This window comes from Afipia birgiae 34632 (assembly GCF_000308295.2).
GTDB classification, from domain to species: Bacteria; Pseudomonadota; Alphaproteobacteria; order Rhizobiales; family Xanthobacteraceae; genus Afipia; species Afipia birgiae.
The window spans coordinates 660,880-677,127 of sequence record NZ_HG326653.1 but is presented as its reverse complement, the minus strand read 5'-3'; the positions used below and the strand labels follow the sequence as shown (position 1 = coordinate 677,127).

General features: G+C 63.1%; 17 protein-coding genes. 6 read left to right on the top strand and 11 right to left on the bottom strand.

Going from position 1 to position 16,248, the window contains the following annotated elements:
* The first annotated feature begins 140 nt into the window (after positions 1-140).
* The gene (gene trxA / locus BN32_RS17225) at positions 141-461 is read left to right on the top strand and encodes a thioredoxin (RefSeq protein WP_002714060.1); all 321 of its coding nucleotides are present in this window, start codon (positions 141-143) and stop codon (positions 459-461) included.
* A gap of 759 nt (positions 462-1,220) precedes the next feature.
* Here trxA and BN32_RS17220 read toward each other — a convergent pair.
* The 3 genes from BN32_RS17220 to trpA all read right to left on the bottom strand — a co-directional run bounded on the left by BN32_RS17220 (position 1,221) and on the right by trpA (position 4,403).
* Positions 1,221-2,465: a bifunctional folylpolyglutamate synthase/dihydrofolate synthase gene (locus tag BN32_RS17220; RefSeq protein WP_244438206.1), complete on the bottom strand. Its 1,245-nt coding sequence runs from the start codon at positions 2,463-2,465 to the stop codon at positions 1,221-1,223.
* Between the two features lie 98 nt (positions 2,466-2,563).
* Entirely contained in the window at positions 2,564-3,475 is a 912-nt protein-coding gene (gene accD, locus BN32_RS17215; protein WP_019199099.1) for an acetyl-CoA carboxylase, carboxyltransferase subunit beta, read from the bottom strand.
* A gap of 91 nt (positions 3,476-3,566) precedes the next feature.
* On the bottom strand, positions 3,567-4,403 hold the full coding sequence (trpA, locus tag BN32_RS17210) for a tryptophan synthase subunit alpha (protein WP_019199100.1): 837 nt from the start codon (positions 4,401-4,403) through the stop codon (positions 3,567-3,569).
* Between the two features lie 72 nt (positions 4,404-4,475).
* Here trpA and BN32_RS17205 point away from each other — a divergent pair, with 72 nt between their 5' ends.
* A complete protein-coding gene (locus tag BN32_RS17205; protein WP_040426623.1) occupies positions 4,476-4,820 on the top strand; it encodes an endonuclease domain-containing protein in 345 nt (114 codons plus the stop codon).
* Positions 4,821-4,908: 88 nt separating this feature from the next.
* On the opposite strand, the gene trpB is transcribed toward BN32_RS17205, so the two are convergent.
* From trpB to dapF, 7 genes are all read right to left on the bottom strand, one after another.
* Entirely contained in the window at positions 4,909-6,126 is a 1,218-nt protein-coding gene (gene trpB, locus BN32_RS17200) for a tryptophan synthase subunit beta (protein WP_019199102.1), read from the bottom strand.
* Complete coding sequence (locus tag BN32_RS17195) at positions 6,123-6,803, bottom strand: phosphoribosylanthranilate isomerase (protein WP_019199103.1); 681 nt, start codon at positions 6,801-6,803, stop codon at positions 6,123-6,125. The genes trpB and BN32_RS17195 overlap by 4 nt, the downstream gene beginning before the upstream one ends.
* Before the next feature lie 74 nt (positions 6,804-6,877).
* Positions 6,878-7,282, bottom strand: a complete 405-nt coding sequence (locus BN32_RS17190; protein WP_019199104.1) for a LapA family protein — start codon at positions 7,280-7,282, stop codon at positions 6,878-6,880.
* 84 nt (positions 7,283-7,366) lie between these two features.
* On the bottom strand, positions 7,367-7,675 hold the full coding sequence (locus BN32_RS17185) for an integration host factor subunit beta (RefSeq protein ID WP_019199105.1): 309 nt from the start codon (positions 7,673-7,675) through the stop codon (positions 7,367-7,369).
* 171 nt (positions 7,676-7,846) lie between these two features.
* Entirely contained in the window at positions 7,847-8,827 is a 981-nt protein-coding gene (sppA, locus tag BN32_RS17180; protein ID WP_019199106.1) for a signal peptide peptidase SppA, read from the bottom strand.
* Between the two features lie 164 nt (positions 8,828-8,991).
* Complete coding sequence (mtaB, locus tag BN32_RS17175; protein WP_019199107.1) at positions 8,992-10,242, bottom strand: tRNA (N(6)-L-threonylcarbamoyladenosine(37)-C(2))-methylthiotransferase MtaB; 1,251 nt, start codon at positions 10,240-10,242, stop codon at positions 8,992-8,994.
* Between the two features lies 1 nt (position 10,243).
* The gene (gene dapF, locus BN32_RS17170) at positions 10,244-11,116 is read right to left on the bottom strand and encodes a diaminopimelate epimerase (RefSeq protein ID WP_019199108.1); all 873 of its coding nucleotides are present in this window, start codon (positions 11,114-11,116) and stop codon (positions 10,244-10,246) included.
* A gap of 163 nt (positions 11,117-11,279) precedes the next feature.
* On the opposite strand from dapF, the gene BN32_RS17165 reads away from it, so the two are divergent.
* Together BN32_RS17165 and BN32_RS17160 are read left to right on the top strand one after the other, a co-directional pair.
* Positions 11,280-12,086 carry a GyrI-like domain-containing protein gene (locus BN32_RS17165; protein WP_019199109.1) on the top strand — a complete coding sequence of 269 codons (807 nt, stop codon included), beginning with the start codon at positions 11,280-11,282 and terminating at the stop codon, positions 12,084-12,086.
* Positions 12,087-12,137: 51 nt separating this feature from the next.
* Complete coding sequence (locus BN32_RS17160; protein ID WP_019199110.1) at positions 12,138-12,839, top strand: SIMPL domain-containing protein; 702 nt, start codon at positions 12,138-12,140, stop codon at positions 12,837-12,839.
* A 178-nt stretch (positions 12,840-13,017) separates the two neighbouring features.
* On the opposite strand, the gene BN32_RS17150 is transcribed toward BN32_RS17160, so the two are convergent.
* Positions 13,018-14,076 carry an MBL fold metallo-hydrolase gene (locus BN32_RS17150; RefSeq protein WP_040426870.1) on the bottom strand — a complete coding sequence of 353 codons (1,059 nt, stop codon included), beginning with the start codon at positions 14,074-14,076 and terminating at the stop codon, positions 13,018-13,020.
* A 280-nt stretch (positions 14,077-14,356) separates the two neighbouring features.
* On the opposite strand from BN32_RS17150, the gene ffh reads away from it, so the two are divergent.
* The gene (gene ffh / locus BN32_RS17145) at positions 14,357-15,871 is read left to right on the top strand and encodes a signal recognition particle protein (protein WP_040426622.1); all 1,515 of its coding nucleotides are present in this window, start codon (positions 14,357-14,359) and stop codon (positions 15,869-15,871) included.
* A 45-nt stretch (positions 15,872-15,916) separates the two neighbouring features.
* Complete coding sequence (rpsP, locus tag BN32_RS17140) at positions 15,917-16,246, top strand: 30S ribosomal protein S16 (protein ID WP_019199115.1); 330 nt, start codon at positions 15,917-15,919, stop codon at positions 16,244-16,246.
* The last annotated feature ends 2 nt before the right edge of the window (positions 16,247-16,248 follow it).

Sequence of the window (16,248 nt, the reverse complement as noted above, 5' to 3'; positions counted from 1 at the left end):
GAGCAAGGGGCTCTGTGATGGAACACGTCCCGGTGACAAGCCTTGACCGGGCCGGGGGGCATTCATAGGTTCATTCCACGTTTCCGGCGCGCGATTCTCTCGGGAAGACCCCGCGCCTTCATCCAACGAGGCAAAACAACATGAGTGTGGGTAAGGTTTCGGACGCCGATTTCGACAAGGAAGTGCTGAACGCAAACGGCCCGGTCGTGGTCGATTTCTGGGCGGAATGGTGCGGCCCGTGCCGCATGATCGCGCCAGCGCTCGACGAGATCGCCGGCGCCATGGGCGACAAGGTCAAGATCGTGAAGCTCAACGTCGATGAGAGCCCGAAGACGGCCTCGAAGTATGGCGTGATGTCGATTCCCACCCTGATGATTTTCAAGGGCGGCGAGATGGCCTCGCGCCAGGTCGGCGCGGCTCCGAAGGCCAAGCTGCAGCAGTGGATCACCGCTGCAGTCTGATCGCACTTTCGGAAAGAGTCTTAGAAAAAACGGCCGGCGCAAGCTGGCCGTTTTTGTTTGGTTGGCGGTCTTGCTGAGGTCTTGCCCGATTTCTCACCCGGTCATCCCCGCGAAAGCGGGGATCCATACTCCCGCATTATCGATTCTTGATGTTGGAGCGATCTTTCGCGGTGTCATGACCCGGGGGTTATGGGTCCCCGCTTTCGCGGGGACGACGACTGCGGTGTTGCGCTGGTGTGCATCACCTCATCATTCCAGATTCGATTTTCAAACAGCCCGTTCATTCACGCACGCGCATTCGCTCTCGCGCATCGCGCGAGGTGAGCTTTGGTCTTGCCCCCCAACAGGTGAGGGGCATGGAGCGCCGCGAGGCGCAAATGTGTTGTTTCGCTTCCCGTGCGAAGGGAAGCGCGTCGCCTTACGGCGCTCCATTCGCGGCGATTTTGGGCGAGGGGAGCGTGCTTCCGGGACAGGACAGGCGCGACACGCGCCTCGATCCGGCTGGCTTTCGCCGGCCTTCATCCTGTCCGCGTCCAGCCACTGAAGGCAGAGCCACGTAGTTGGCCCGGACGCTGACCCCAGCCTCCCGGACGACGTGTGTGCGAGACACGCGCGCGGGCGCCACATCCTGCTCCGCTTCAAAAGCGCCCTCGAGAAGCGCCCCTCACGAACGGGACTATAGGAATATAATCACAATATCGGGAAATGTCAAGGAGAGATCGGAAATCTCAACACGTCGTCCCCGCGCAACGCCGAAGGTCAGGCCGGCAGCGTGCCGTTCTCGGTCAGCACATGTCCCGCCAGGTACAGCGAGCCGGTGATGAGAATGCGCGGCGGCACCTCATAGGCAAGCTTTGCAACCGATCTGAGCGCCGCTTCGACGCTCGAAGCCGTCTCGACCCGCATGCCGAGCTGCCGCGCGGCATCGGCCAGCACATCAGGCGCCATCGCATTGTCCTGATCGGGGATTTTCACCGCGATGATATGCCGGGTCAGTCCGGAAAAATTGGCAAGAAAGCCGCTGGCGTCCTTGTTCCCCATCATGCCCGCGATCACGACCAGCGGGCGCGACACCCGCTCCTCGAGATCGCCGAGCGCCGCCGCAACCACGCGGCCGCCGTCAGGATTATGCCCGCCGTCGAGCCAGATTTCGCAATCGTGCGGAGCGGCGGCGACCAGCGTTCCCGACGTCAGCCGCTGCATCCGCGCCGGCCATTCGGCGCGCGCGATGCCTTGCTCGAACGCGGACGGCTCGATCTTCAAGGAATCGATGGCGCGCAACGTTGCGATCGCAAGCCCGGCATTGTCGAACTGATGTCGCCCAAACAGCCGCGGCGCGGACAGATCCAGCAGGCCGCGCTCGTCGGAATAGACCAGCCGTCCACGCTCGACATTGACATGCCAGCCTTCCGTCGCCGCATGCAGCGGCGCACGGGCACGCTTCGCGATCTGCTCGATCACCGCAGTCGCCTCCGGCTGCTGTTCGGCATAGACCACCGGCACGCCCTTTTTGATGATCCCGGCCTTTTCAGTCGCAATCCTGGTCAGCGTCTCGCCGAGAAATTCGATGTGATCCATGCCGATCGGCGTGATGACGCTGGCCAGCGGCGCGTCGATGACATTGGTCGCATCCAGCCGGCCGCCGAGACCGACCTCCAGCAGCACCACATCCGCCGGATGTTCGGCAAACAGATGAAACGCCGCGGCGGTTTCGATCTCAAAAATCGTGATCGTCTCGCCGCCATTGACGCGCTCACAATGATCGAGCGCCCCGCGCAACTGATCGTCACTGACAAGGACGCCGCCGCCCACTTGGCCCAGACGAAAGCGTTCGTTGAAACGCACCAGATGCGGCGAGGTGTAAACATGCACGCGCAGGCCGGCCGCCTCGAGAATGGCGCGCAGGAACGCTACCGTCGAGCCCTTGCCGTTGGTCCCAGCCACATGAATGACAGGCGGAATGCGGCGCTCGGGATGATCGAGGCGCTCGAGAATCCGCCACATCCGGTCGAGCGTGAGATCGATGCGCTTGGGATGCAGCGATGCGAGGCGCGCAAGAATGTCGTCGTAGGACGGCGACGGATTTTTGGCCGCAGGCGAGGTCACGCCGGGGACGCGACCGCAGGCACGTCAGGCGGCAACGCGGCGACGGTGAAGCCCTCGGCGGCCGGCGCCTTGGTCAGCAGGCGGCAGAGACGCCCCAATGTCGCACGCAGGTCGTGGCGATGGACCACCATGTCCACCATGCCGTGCTCCTTCAGGTACTCGGCGCGCTGGAAACCTTCGGGCAATTTTTCACGGATGGTCTGTTCGATCACGCGCGCACCGGCAAAGCCGATCAGCGCGCCCGGCTCTGCGATCTGCACATCGCCCAGCATCGCGTAGGAAGCGGTGACGCCGCCCGTGGTCGGATTCGTCAGCACCACGATGTAGGGCTGACCAATTTCACGCAGCATCTGGATCGCGACCGTGGTGCGCGGCATCTGCATCAGCGAGAGAATACCTTCCTGCATCCGCGCGCCACCCGAGGCCGCGAAGATGATGAAGGGCGACTTCTTCTCCACTGCAAGCTCAAGACCTTTCACGACGGCTTCGCCCGCCGCCATGCCGAGCGAACCGCCCATAAAATCGAAATCCTGCACAGCGACAACCACGGCGTTGCCCTCAAGCTTGCCGTAGCCGACCTTCACGGCGTCGTTCATGCCGGTCTTGGTGCGCGCATCCTTGATGCGGTCGGCATACTTGCGCTCGTCGCGAAACTTCAGCGGGTCCGGCGTGACTTCGGGAAGCGCCACGTCGTACCAGGTCTCGTTGTCGAAGATCGACTTCAGCCGCGCAGCCGCGCCCATGCGCATGTGGTAATTCGAGCCGGGAATGACGAACTGGTTCTGTTCGACATCCTTGTAGAATACGAGCTGCCCGGAATCCGGGCACTTGATCCAGAGATTCTCCGGCGTTTCGCGCTTGAGGATGCTGCGAATCTTCGGCCGGACAACATTGGTCAACCAGTTCATGACGGGCTCCGCCTCGGTGAAGTGGATATATGGACGTCTGGGCGAAGACCGGCAACCCGGCTTTGCCCAAATATAGCTCTTGGCAGGCGCGCTATTCCGCCGCCTGTTTTGCGCCGCGCACGCCCTGTGCCAGCGCTGCCGCGAGATCGGCGACCGCAGGAACCGTTTTCGCCGTGGCGCGGCCCTCCGAATCCAGCGTCGCGCGCAGGGCGTCGATCAGCGCCGAGCCGACCACGGCGCCGTTCGCCGCCTGCGCGATTCCGGCTGCCGCCTCCGGTGTCCGGATGCCGAAGCCGACGCACACCGGCAACTGGGTGTGGCGCTTGATGCGTGCGACCGCCGCCGACACCTGCGCCGTATCCGCGCTGGCGGAGCCGGTGATGCCCGTAATCGAGACGTAATAGACAAAACCCGACGTGTTCGCGAGCACGGCAGGCAGCCGTTTGTCGTCGGTGGTCGGCGTCGCGAGGCGGATGAAGTTCAGCCCGGCCTTCATCGCAGGGATGCAGAGCTCGGTATCTTCCTCCGGCGGAAGATCGACGATGATGAGGCCGTCGACGCCGGCGGATTTCGCGTCAGAGAGAAATTTATCGACGCCGTAAATGTAGATCGGGTTGTAGTAGCCCATCAGCACGATCGGCGTCGTTGCATCGTCCTTGCGGAAGTCGCGCACCACACCGAGCGTTTTCTTCAGCGTGGTGCCGGCCTTCAGTGCGCGCAGGCCCGCGGCCTGGATCGCGGGGCCATCGGCCATCGGATCGGTGAACGGCATGCCGAGTTCGATAATGTCAGCGCCGGCCTTCGGCAGCGCCTTGATGATTTCGAGCGAAGTCGCCAGATCCGGGTCGCCGCACATCACGAAGGTGACGAAGGCAGCGCGGCCTTCTTTCTTCAGTTCGGCGAAACGTGTGTCGATGCGCGTGGTCATGATACGATACGAGCCGTGCTATACCTCTCCCCGCCGGGGAGAGGTCGGCCACGAAGTGGCCGGGTGAGGGGGATGGAGAAGTTTAAAGTAAGAGCACGAAGCCTACGCGCTTCGCAAACGAGCGCCGAAGGCAAGCTATGGCAGGCATTACGAGCTCGACGGCTGGCCCGCTGGAAATTTCGCCGCCAGCATCCTATCGAGCGATACATTGTGGATTTTGTAACGCTCGATGGAAAACTCATCGTCGAAGTTGACGGCGTGACCCACAGCGAGCCGTCGGAAGTCCTGGCCGACCAGGAGCGCACACAGGTCCTGAATTCCTGCGGCTTCCACGTCGTACGCGTATCGAACCAGGACATATACGACAACATAACTGGCGTGTTGGATATGATTGAAGTTACGTTGAACAACGATTGAGCGCCCCTCACCCGGCTGCCACGCAGCCGACCTCTCCCCGCCGGGGAGAGGTGAAGAAAGGGCGACCCACCCGTGACCATACGCGTGGTCACTTCTTTTTACCTTTGAGAATATCGCCGACCTGCGGCACGTCTTTGTCGCCGCGGCCCGACAGATTGACCACCATCAGATGATCCTTCGGCCGCTTCGGCGCGAGGTCCATTACTTTCGCAATGGCATGCGCGGGCTCCAGCGCCGGAATGATGCCTTCGAGACGCGACAACAACTGGAAAGCAGCGAGCGCTTCCTCATCAGTGGCCGACAGATAGGTGACGCGGCCGGTTTCGTGCAGCCATGAATGCTCGGGGCCGATGCCCGGATAGTCGAGGCCTGCGGAGATCGAGTGACCTTCCTGGATCTGGCCGTCGTCATCCATCAGAAGATAGGTGCGGTTGCCGTGAAGCACGCCGGGACGCCCGCCCGCGATCGACGCCGCGTGCAGATTGGTGAGGCCGTGCCCCGCCGCCTCGACGCCGAAAATCTCGACACCTGGGTCGTCGAGGAACGGATGAAACAATCCCATCGCATTAGAGCCGCCGCCGATGCAGGCGACCAGTGAATCCGGCAGGCGGCCTTCGGCCTCCTGCATCTGCGTGCGGGTCTCGGTGCCGATGATCGACTGAAAATCGCGCACCATCATCGGATACGGATGCGGACCAGCTACCGTACCGATGCAATAAAACGTGTCGGCGACATTGGTCACCCAGTCGCGCATCGCTTCGTTCATCGCATCCTTCAGCGTGCGCGCGCCGACCTGCACCGGCACGACCTTCGCGCCCAGCATTTCCATGCGGATCACGTTCGGCTGCTGCCGCTCGACGTCGACCGCACCCATGTAGACGATGCATTCGAGTCCGAAGCGCGCGCACAGCGTTGCGGTGGCGACGCCGTGCTGGCCCGCGCCGGTCTCCGCGATGATGCGCTTCTTGCCCATGCGCCGCGCGACCATGATCTGGCCGAGCACGTTGTTGACCTTGTGCGAACCGGTGTGGTTCAGCTCTTCGCGTTTGAAATAGATCTTCGCGCCGCCGAGATGCTCGGTCAGGCGCTCGGCAAAATACAGCGGCGACGGCCGGCCGACGTAATCCTTCAGGTAGCCGTTCATTTCCTTCTGAAACGACGGATCGGCCTTGGCGTCCGCGTAGGCCTTTTCCAGATCGAGGATCAGCGGCATCAGCGTTTCGGCGACATAGCGGCCGCCGAAAATGCCGAAGTGCCCGCGCTCGTCGGGACCGGAGCGGAAGGAATTGGGGAGAGGCAAGTTCATACGCTGCTCGCAATCTTCGAAGGGGCCGTCGCACGCTCCGCTTCGCGCGCGGCGCGAATGAAGGCACGGATCATATCGGGGTCTTTCACGCCGGGCGCGCTTTCCACGCCTGACGACACATCGACACCGCCGGCATGGGTCACGCGGATCGCCTCGGCAACGTTGCCGACATTGAGCCCGCCGCCCACCATGAACGGGATCGTCAGCGTGATGTTTTCAAGCAGGCGCCAGTCGAACGGCACGCCGAGACCGCCGGGACGGGTGGCATCCTTCGGCGCGCGCGCATCGAACAGGATGCGGTCGGACACCGCCGCATAGCCCGGAAGGCCTGCAAGATCAGCCGCCGTCGCAACCGACAGCACCTTCATCACCGGCAGTCCGAATTTCTGCTTGATGTCGCGCACCCGCGCGACGCTCTCCGACCCGTGAAGCTGCAGCAATCCCGGCTGCAGGGCGTCGATGCAGTTTTCAAGCGTGGCGTCGTCGGCATCGACCGTCAGCGCGGCCTTGACGGCGCGGCTTTTGACCAGTCTGCCGAGTTCGCGCGCGGTGCCCAATGTGACATGGCGGGGCGAGGCCTCGAAGAACACGAAGCCCACCATGTCGGCACCAGCATCCAGCGCGACCTCGAGGGTCTCGCGCGTGGACAGGCCGCAAATCTTTACCGCAAGTGACATGGTCTCAGGGCACATTCCGCCATAGGCCGGTGTTCAGAGCGTCAGGCCGTAGGCTTTGGGGTGATCGGCGGGTTCTACAACGCCGCGCCGTGCTTGTCTCGCCCGACGGCCAGATATTGCGGAGCCAGACCGGGGCTCAGCGCCGGAACCTGCCCTCCGGGCGCCGCCGCCAGCGCCCGCTCGCGCTCGCGCTGGGCCACCAGTTCGGCGCGGGCATGACGCGCATCCGCCTCATGCAGCCGGGCGGCACGGCGCCAATGGCGCTGGCCGAACCAGGTCGCGATGCCCCCCGCAATGACCCCGAACACGGCGACGACGATGATAACGACAAACAACGGCAGCGAGACGCCGAGGGCCGGGTCGCTGGAGTTGAAAGGATCGAACGACAGCGTGACGACGTGGCGGTTCGCAACCGCGAAAACGACGAACAGGATCGCGAGCGGCAGGATCACCAGGACGTTGAAAATTTTCCGGAGCATGGTGCGTCCTCGCGACAAAGCCTGAAAGCGCGGTTCGCAAAATTCGGGCGGCCGCGCTCTGGAATTATTATACGGCCGGTCGGATCAGGTCGCTACGGCCGGGTCCGCCGCCTCGTCGCGGTTCAGCCGCTCGCGCATTTCCTTGCCGGTCTTGAAGAACGGCACGCTCTTCTGTTCGACAGGAACATGCGCGCCGGTGCGCGGATTGCGGCCTGCGCGCGCGGGGCGGTGTTTCACCGAAAAGGCCCCAAAACCACGCAGTTCTACGCGATCGCCACGTGCGAGCGCTGCAACGATTTCGTCGAGAATTGCGTTCACGATGTTCTCGACATCCCGCTGATAGAGGTGCGGGTTATGCTCGGCGATGCGCTGAACGAGTTCGGATTTGATCATTGAGTGTTGGGCCCGTGACGTGCGGTTAGACATTTCCTTGAAAAAGCGTTGAACTGTCAAGTCGCTAATTCAAAGTGTGACAAGGCTAAATCGCGTGACAAATGCCGGAATTCGTTGTTGGTCCCGTCACCGCAATGCGGTGAAGAACGACTGAAACCGGATTCATCACACTCAGTTTGCAGATGATGGATGCCAAAGCGCGAGCATGCCATCGAGGCCAAACCGGTCGACCGCCTGACTGACGCCGGACTGCTCAAACTGGCGCGAAAGCGCCGCGAGCCCCATCGCATCGAGAGCAACCGACGCGGTTGCCCGCAAAAAAGTCATGTCGCCGAAGCGCGGAGAGAGCTTGAAATCCCTCACCGGGACGCCTGCGCCGACTTTCTTTTGCGCAACCAGCCATGCAACAGCGGTTTTCTCGTCTCCGAGCTGATCGACCAGCTTGAGGCCCACCGCCTGACGGCCGGTGAACACGCGGCCATCCGCCACCGTCTGCAATGTTGCGTCATCCATGCCGCGGCGATCCTTCACAAGACCGCGAAACCAGGCATAGGAATCCTTCACCAGCGCATCGAGCGCGGCGCGGGCTTCCGGGCTGGTGGGTTCATAACCGTTGGGCGCCGCCTTGAGAGGCGACGACTTCACCTCCTCGACCTTGACGCCGACGGTCTTGAGCAGATCCGACACATTTGGAATCTGAAACAGCACACCGATCGAACCGACCAGCGAGGTTTGCTGAGCGATGATCTGGTCCGATGCCAACGCCGCGATGTATCCGCCCGACGCGGCGAGGCCTTCCACCACGACGACCATCGGCTTCTTCGCCTTGAGGCGGGTCAGTGCGTCAAAGAGCTGCTCCGAACCGGCCGTCGTGCCGCCCGGCGAGTTGATATGGACGATCACCGCCGCCGCGGATGAATTCTCCAGCCGCTCCAGCGCTTCGACACGTGTTTGATCGCTTCGGATCAAGCCGTCGATCTTCACACGCGCGATCGCGTTCGATCCCGTGACTGCGGTGCGCGCCGACGGCGATGCGAATGCTGCGATCGCAACCACTGCGGCAATGACGCCCAGCGCGGCCACCACGCGCCAGAACGTCAGCTTGCGGCGAATGCGGCGGCGATCAACGATCACATCGGAATCGAGCGACATGGATTTTCTCCTCAAGCATCAGATACTTTGCAACGGCCATGAAGATCGTTGCTCTGAAAAGTTATCCCGCGCTTTTGCGGGTGCAGCCTTGATGCATGGTAAACTCAATACATCAATTGCAACGCAATTTGAAGATAACAAGGCGGCTGCAACTCGCCTGATTCTTACGCAATCAGACGCGCGCCGTCGTGGCCCGCGATCCTGAGCGCATGCACGGCGCCTTGCACACCACCCGTCACCGCGACCGGAATAAAATGCTCCGTGCGTCCCTGAGTCGCGCTTTCGATCAGGACGTCGCGCACGGTTTCGACTTCCGATGCAAGTCGCCGTCGCAGCGCGGCCTCGCCGTTTGCGCGCAGCCGCCGCGCGCGATCCTTGATCACGCGGCCATCGACCTGAGGCATCCGCGCCGCCGGCGTGCCGGGCCGGGGTGAATAGGGAAACACATGGAGGAATGTCAGATCGCATTCGTCCACCAGCGCTTGCGAACGTTCAAACATCTCTTCGGTTTCGGTCGGAAAGCCCGCGATGATGTCAGCACCGAACGCGATGTCCGGTCGCAGCCGGCGCACCTGCCGGCAGAAATCAATGGCGTCGGCACGCGAATGCCGCCGCTTCATCCGCTTGAGGATCAGATCGTCGCCGGCCTGCAACGACAGATGCAGATGCGGCATCAGCCGCTGTTCCGTTGCGATCACGTCGAGCAGGTCACCGTCAGCCTCGATGGAATCGATCGACGAGATCCGCAGCCGCTTAAGGTCCGGAACGTGTTTGAGGATCTGCTTCGTCAGCATCCCGAGTTTCGGCGCGCCCGGCAGATCCGCGCCGTAACTGGTGAGATCGACGCCGGTCAGCACGATCTCCGCATGGCCTGCCTCGGTCAGCGCCCGCACCTGATCAACCACCGCCCCCATGGCCACCGAGCGCGAATTGCCGCGGCCATAGGGGATGATGCAGAAGGTACAGCGATGGTCGCAGCCGTTCTGCACTTGCACGAAGACCCGCGGCAGGCCGCGCTGGAATCCGGCAGCGAGATGCGGCGCCATCTCGGTGACCGCCATGATGTCGGAGACCGCGATCTTTTCACCCGAGACCTCGAATGCGGCGCGGGTGTCGCGCCATGCGGCGCTGCGCATCTTGTCGTCGTTGCCCAGGACGCGATCGACTTCGCTCATCTGCGCGAACATCTGCGTCTGGGTCTGCGCCGCACATCCCGTCACCACGATGCGCGCATCCGGTCTGTCGCGCCGGAGCTTGCGGATGGTCTGGCGGGCCTGGGCGACGGCCTCGTTGGTCACCGCGCAGGTGTTGACGACGATGGTGTCCTGAAGGCCCGCGCTTTCCGCTTCGCGCTGGATCACATCCGACTCGAATGCGTTGAGCCGGCAGCCGAAGGTGACGACGTCAACGCCCATCTCAGGCAACGTCGGCGAACAGCGCCGGATCGAAACGGCCTTCGAACTCGAATGCCGCAGGCCCGGTCATCAATACGTGATCGTCCTGCGCACGCCATTCGATGGTGAGTTCGCCGCCAGGCAGCGTCATGTGCACGATGCGCTCGGTCCGCTTCAGCCGGGCCGCGGCGACCGCAGTCGCGCAGGCCGCAGAACCGCAGGCCTTGGTCAGGCCCGCGCCGCGTTCCCATGTACGCATGACGATGTGCTCGCGGTCCACGACATGCGCGAGCGTGATATTGGCGCGCTCCGGGAAAATCGGGTGGTTCTCAAGCAATGGCCCGAAGCGTTCGAGATCGTAGGCTTCGATGTCATCGACCCAGAAGATCGCGTGCGGATTGCCCATGCTGACGACCGACGGCGAATGCAGGATCGGCGCATCGATCGGCCCGATCTGCAATTCGATATAGCGTGTGTCGCGGAATTCCTCCGCCAGCGGAATATCCTGCCAGCCGAACTTCGGCATACCCATGTCGACGGTGTAAAGATCGGGCGCCGGTCCCTGCCAGCAATTAAGAAGACCTGCACGGGTCTCGAACGTCAGCGCAGTCTTGCCGGTTTCCTCGAACACCTGCCGCGCGACGCAGCGCATGCCATTGCCGCAGGCTGCGGCCTCCGAGCCGTCATTGTTGTAAATGCGGATGAAGGCGCTGGTGCCTTGAACGCGCGGCGGATGCAGCACCATCAGCTGGTCATAAGGTACGCCTCCGGGTGAGGCAATTGCGCGCGCCTCGCCAGGCGTGACGGTCCCTGCCGAATCACGCAAGTCGAGAACGACGATCTCGTTGCCGATCCCGTTCATCTTGGCGAAGCTATGGTTGGCGAGCGTGCTCATGATCCCAGCTATATGGCGAATGCGGAGCGACTTGGCCAGAGTGGTTGCCTGCCTCGCGATTGCCCAGTTTGGAACGCATGCCAGTTCCGAGCGGTTCGTGGTAATCTGTGTCCGCTTCGCCGCCGGACAAGATTTACCCCCGCAGACGCTTCGGAGACCATGAATGACGAATACCCGCGTTGCCGTTTTGGTCGCCATGGCGCTGGTCGTTGCGGCAGCGGTCTGGTTCAAGCTGCCCATGGGATCGGTTACAGGGCCGGTCCAGTCGCCATCGTCCAACACCACAGCCACGGCAGTCCCACCGGCGCCTTCGGTTGCACCGGCAGCAGCACCTGAGACACCCGCTCCGGCCGCACCTACCCCGTCAGCTTCAACGGCAACACCGGCGGCTCCGTCAGCGCCCGCAGCCGAAGCTCCGGCGCCTGCGCCGCCGGCAACCGCGCAAACACCTGCTAACCCGACCGCCCCGGCGGCAGAGGCGCCATCGTCCGCACCGAACGCGCAGACCGCTGACCCGTTCGGCGAGCAGCAGACCCTGACCGCCAGGAAGGTCGTGATCCTGAAAGGCAGCGCGAACTGGGATAACGCTTTCGAGACGCTGGTAGGGTCGCTGAAAACGCTGTCGGGGTTTCTCGACAAGCAGGGCATCAAGCCTGCGGGGTCGCCCCTGATCGTCTACACCTCGACCGACGATGCAGGCTTCACCTATCAGGCCGAAATTCCGGTCGATCAGGAGCCGAAGAACCTCGCCAGAGGCATGAGTGTCGGCACGTCGCCCGAAGGCCCGACGCTGAAATTCGTCCATCGTGGCTCGTACGACAACATGGACAATACCTATGAAGCGATCACCAACCACCTCGACGACAAGAAACAGGAAGCCAAGGATACGTTCATTGAGGAATACGTCACCGACCCGCTGACGACGACAGAAGACAAGCTCGTCATCAACGTGTTCGTTCCGCTCAAGTAGAATTGCCGCTCAAGTAAACCTGCCGCTCAAAATGGAATCTGGAGTTTAAAAATGCGCGCCCGCACTGTCATCGCCGCGATAGCCCTTGCCGCCATGGCCACGTCTGCATGGGGACAGACACTGCCACCAACGGTTTCGGTCACCGGCGAAGCTTCGATCTCCGTGCCGCCGGACCTGGCGCAGATCGACAGCGGCGTCACCACCGAGGCAAAGACCGCACGCGAAGCCTCCGAGGCCAACAACAAGGCGATGGGCGGTGTCTTGCAGGCGCTCAAGAACGCGGGCCTTGCCGAGAAGGATATCCAGACCTCACGCCTGTCGCTGTCGCCGCAGAGCGCACCGAACCGCAACGCCAACGCCCCGTTCCTGATCGTCGGCTACCGCGCGAGCAACCGCGTCACCGTCACCATTCGCGACATCACCAAGGTCGCCGACACCATCGACGTGCTGGTGGGCGCCGGCGCCAACGAGATCAGCGGCATGAGTTTCATGGTGTCGAAGGCCTCGAAGCTGCTGGACGACGCGCGCGCGGAAGCCATCGCGGATGCGCGGCGCAAGGCTGAAATCTACGCGAAAGCCGCTAACATCTCGCTCGGCGCGCCGATCAGCATCTCGGAAGAAACGGCGCCGGGCCCGATGCCCTATCGCAAGATGGCGGCGGACATGGCCGCATCCGCGCCGGTGGCGCAGGGTCAGGAAACGCTGCGCGTCTCGGTTAGCGTGTCCTACGAGATCAGGCCGAAGGCGCAGTAGCAGCCGCCGTTGCGAGGAGCACTTGCGACAGCTCCCAAGGTCATTCCGGGGCGCGCGAAGCGCGAACCCGGAATCTCGCAGAACCCATCAAGATTCCGGATCAACGCGCCAAGCGCGTTGTCCGGAATGACGGCGAACCGGGCCGAGCCAAGCACAACTCATCACGCTCCGGCCTTCATCAAATCTCGAACACCTGACCCGGCTTCAGCGCGACGAATTTTTCGTGCGCCACGCCCGCGGCATCGAGCGCCGTCGCCAGATCGTTGACCGGCGCATCAATGGCCTCGTCGGTCAGCTGAAACGTGCCGTGATGATGTGCCAGTGCCATCTCGGCTCCGCAGTCCGCCAGCGCCTTCACGGCATCTTCGGGGTTCATGTGCATTTCGCGCATGAACCAGCGGGGCTCATAGGCACCGATGGGCAGGATCGCCGCGCGCAGCGGGCCGTGCGTTTCGCGGACGCGCCGGAAATGCGCGCCGGTGCCGTAGCCGGAATCGGCGACGAGGTAGAGTTTTCCAGCCGGGGTCTCCAGCACGAAGCTCGCCCACAATGCCTTGTTGCGATCGAACAGCCCGCGCGCGGTCCAGTGGCGCGTCGCCACCAGTGTAACGGCTACGCCATTGCCGATCTCGACCCGCTCGTTCCAGTCAAACGCCTCGGCGCGGATCGCCGCGTCGTTTGACGCCATCGTCACATCGTTGCCGAGCGGTGTGATCACGCGCGGCGAGAATTTCGCAGCGAGCCTTGAAAGAGTCCTGGCGTCGAGATGGTCGTAGTGTCCATGCGACACCAGCACCACGTCGATCGGCGGCAACGCCTCGAAAGCGATACCGGGATCGTTGACGCGCTTCGGCCCGGCAAAGCTTATCGGCGACGCCCGTTCCGACCACACCGGATCGACCAGGATATTGAGGCCCGCGGTCTGGATCAGCCAGCTTGCGTGACCGACATAGGAAAACCGTACCTTGCCGCCGGTGACCCGCGGCGGCGGCGTATCGGCATAGGGGCTCGGCGCGCGCTCGGGCCACTTGGCGGCCTGCTTGGTGAGCTGCCAGCGCAGCACTTCCCAGAGCTTCTTTGGCGGCGAACCGTCGGGGTCAAAAAAACAGGTGCCGTCGAAATGATCGGAGGGCGGGCCGGCATAGGTTTTCATGCGGGAAATCCAGACAGATGGCACGCCCACGGTAACCGCGGCGCCGGCGAGCAGACCAAAAACACGGCGGCGGCTGACTTGCATGGGTCCAAAAGGGCCGAAACGGCCCATCCGGGCCAACAGTTAGGTTCCCCAATGGTACATCGCAACCCGGCCCAGAATCAGCATTTTTCGGTCTTTTCTTGACTTTTCGGGCTACGGGCGGTTTAACCCCCGCACTTCTCGGAAAGACGTTCTTTTCGACCCGCCGCCCGGCACTGGATGCCGGAGGCCAACGCCCGACAGCGCTGTGCGCCCTCGGGCGTAAAAGTGTTTGGAATTTCACGTCCCAACCGGGACATGAGCAACGGGATGTAGCGCGGCCATGTTCGACAATCTGTCGGAAAAGCTTGGAGGCATTCTCGATCGGCTGACGCGGCGCGGTGCGCTGTCGGAAGCCGATGTCGATGCCGCCATGCGCGAAGTGCGCCGCGCGCTGCTCGAGGCCGACGTCGCCCTCGACGTGGTGCGCTCGTTCATCGACAAGGTCCGCGAACAGGCGATCGGCGCCACCGTCGTTAAGTCGGTGACGCCGGGCCAGATGGTCGTCAAGATCGTCCACGACGAACTGGTCGCAACCCTTGGCTCCGACGGTCAGCAAATCGATCTCAACGCGCCCGCCCCGGTCGCGATCATGATGGTGGGTCTGCAGGGTTCCGGTAAAACCACCACCACCGCGAAGCTGGCGCGCCGCCTCACCCAGCGCGACAAGAAAAAGGTTCTGATGGCGTCGCTCGACGTCTATCGCCCGGCCGCGCAGGAACAGCTCGCCGTCCTCGGCCGCGATCTGTCCATCGAGACGCTGCCGATTGTGGCGGGACAGAAGCCGGTACAGATCGCGCAGCGCGCGCTGCAGGCCGGCAAGCTCGGCGGCTACGACATCGTGCTGCTCGATACCGCGGGCCGCACGACACTCGACGAAGAGATGATGACGGAAGCCGCGGAGGTGAAAACCGCCGCGAAGCCGCATGAAGTGCTGCTGGTCGCCGATTCGCTGACCGGTCAGGATGCCGTCAATCTCGCGCGCGCATTCGACCAGCGTGTCGGCCTCACCGGCATCGTGCTGACGCGAGTCGACGGCGACGGACGCGGCGGCGCTGCGCTCTCGATGCGGGCGGTTACCGGCAAGCCGATCAAGCTGATCGGCACCGGCGAAAAGACCGATGCGCTGGAAGACTTCCATCCCTCGCGTATTGCGGGCCGCATCCTCGGCATGGGCGACGTCGTCTCCCTCGTCGAAAAGGCCGCGGCGCACATCGATGCCGAGAAAGCCGCGCGCGTCGCCGAGAAGATGCGCAAGGGCAAGTTCGACCTTGCCGACCTGCGCGATCAGTTGCAGCAAATGCAGACCATGGGCGGTCTCGGCGGCCTGATGGGCATGATGCCCGGCGTCGCCAAGATGAAAAACCAGATCGCTGCCGCCAACCTCGACGACAAGGTCGTGAAGCGTCAGATGGCGGTGATCGATTCCATGACGCGCGAGGAGCGCAAGAATCCCGACATCCTCAAGGCCAGCCGCAAAAAGCGCATTGCCGCCGGCGCGGGCCTGAAGGTCGAGGAAGTCAACAAGCTGCTCAAGATGCACCGGAACATGGCCGACATGATGAAGGCCATGGGTCAGGGCAAACGCGGCCCGCTTGCGGGCATGGCGCAAGCGATGGGCTTTGGCGGCAACGGCATGCCGTCGGCTGACGCGATGAAAGAACTGGCTGCGAAGATGCCCGGCGGAATTCCGCAAGGCGCGCCGTCGCTGCCGAAAGATTTCCCGGGCCTTCCAGGGCTGGGAAAACCAACACTGCCGGGCCTCGGCGGATTTCCGGGGATCGGCAAGAAGAAATAGCCGAAACAGTTTTCACGAAATTCAAACACACCAACGGAGAATAGAATGTCAGTCGTTATCCGCCTCGCCCGCGCAGGCACCAAGAAGCGTCCGGTCTATCACGTCGTCGTCGCCGACTCGCGCTTCCCGCGCGATGGCCGCTTCATCGAGCGTCTCGGTCACTTCAACCCGCTGCTGCCGAAGGACAACGAGACGCGTCTCAAGCTCGACATGGACAAGGTCAAGGCCTGGCTCGCCAAGGGTGCGCAGCCGTCGGACCGCGTGATGCGCTTCCTCGACGCCGCGGGCGTCAAGAAGCGTGAGCCGCGCAAGAATCCCGAGAAGGCCGTGCCGCGCAAGGAGCGCAAGGCTGCCGCCGAAGCCGCCGCCAAGTAATC

What these genes read in the sequence shown, in the direction of transcription:
- trxA (WP_002714060.1), top strand. Translation starts at nt 141, where the DNA reads ATGAGTGTGGGTAAGGTTTCGGACGCCGATTTCGACAAGGAAGTGCTG.
- BN32_RS17220 (WP_244438206.1), bottom strand. Translation starts at nt 2,465, where the DNA reads ATGTGGCGGATTCTCGAGCGCCTCGATCATCCCGAGCGCCGCATTCCG.
- accD (WP_019199099.1), bottom strand. Translation starts at nt 3,475, where the DNA reads ATGAACTGGTTGACCAATGTTGTCCGGCCGAAGATTCGCAGCATCCTC.
- trpA (WP_019199100.1), bottom strand. Translation starts at nt 4,403, where the DNA reads ATGACCACGCGCATCGACACACGTTTCGCCGAACTGAAGAAAGAAGGC.
- BN32_RS17205 (WP_040426623.1), top strand. Translation starts at nt 4,476, where the DNA reads ATGGAGAAGTTTAAAGTAAGAGCACGAAGCCTACGCGCTTCGCAAACG.
- trpB (WP_019199102.1), bottom strand. Translation starts at nt 6,126, where the DNA reads ATGAACTTGCCTCTCCCCAATTCCTTCCGCTCCGGTCCCGACGAGCGC.
- BN32_RS17195 (WP_019199103.1), bottom strand. Translation starts at nt 6,803, where the DNA reads ATGTCACTTGCGGTAAAGATTTGCGGCCTGTCCACGCGCGAGACCCTC.
- BN32_RS17190 (WP_019199104.1), bottom strand. Translation starts at nt 7,282, where the DNA reads ATGCTCCGGAAAATTTTCAACGTCCTGGTGATCCTGCCGCTCGCGATC.
- BN32_RS17185 (WP_019199105.1), bottom strand. Translation starts at nt 7,675, where the DNA reads ATGATCAAATCCGAACTCGTTCAGCGCATCGCCGAGCATAACCCGCAC.
- sppA (WP_019199106.1), bottom strand. Translation starts at nt 8,827, where the DNA reads ATGTCGCTCGATTCCGATGTGATCGTTGATCGCCGCCGCATTCGCCGC.
- mtaB (WP_019199107.1), bottom strand. Translation starts at nt 10,242, where the DNA reads ATGGGCGTTGACGTCGTCACCTTCGGCTGCCGGCTCAACGCATTCGAG.
- dapF (WP_019199108.1), bottom strand. Translation starts at nt 11,116, where the DNA reads ATGAGCACGCTCGCCAACCATAGCTTCGCCAAGATGAACGGGATCGGC.
- BN32_RS17165 (WP_019199109.1), top strand. Translation starts at nt 11,280, where the DNA reads ATGACGAATACCCGCGTTGCCGTTTTGGTCGCCATGGCGCTGGTCGTT.
- BN32_RS17160 (WP_019199110.1), top strand. Translation starts at nt 12,138, where the DNA reads ATGCGCGCCCGCACTGTCATCGCCGCGATAGCCCTTGCCGCCATGGCC.
- BN32_RS17150 (WP_040426870.1), bottom strand. Translation starts at nt 14,076, where the DNA reads ATGCAAGTCAGCCGCCGCCGTGTTTTTGGTCTGCTCGCCGGCGCCGCG.
- ffh (WP_040426622.1), top strand. Translation starts at nt 14,357, where the DNA reads ATGTTCGACAATCTGTCGGAAAAGCTTGGAGGCATTCTCGATCGGCTG.
- rpsP (WP_019199115.1), top strand. Translation starts at nt 15,917, where the DNA reads ATGTCAGTCGTTATCCGCCTCGCCCGCGCAGGCACCAAGAAGCGTCCG.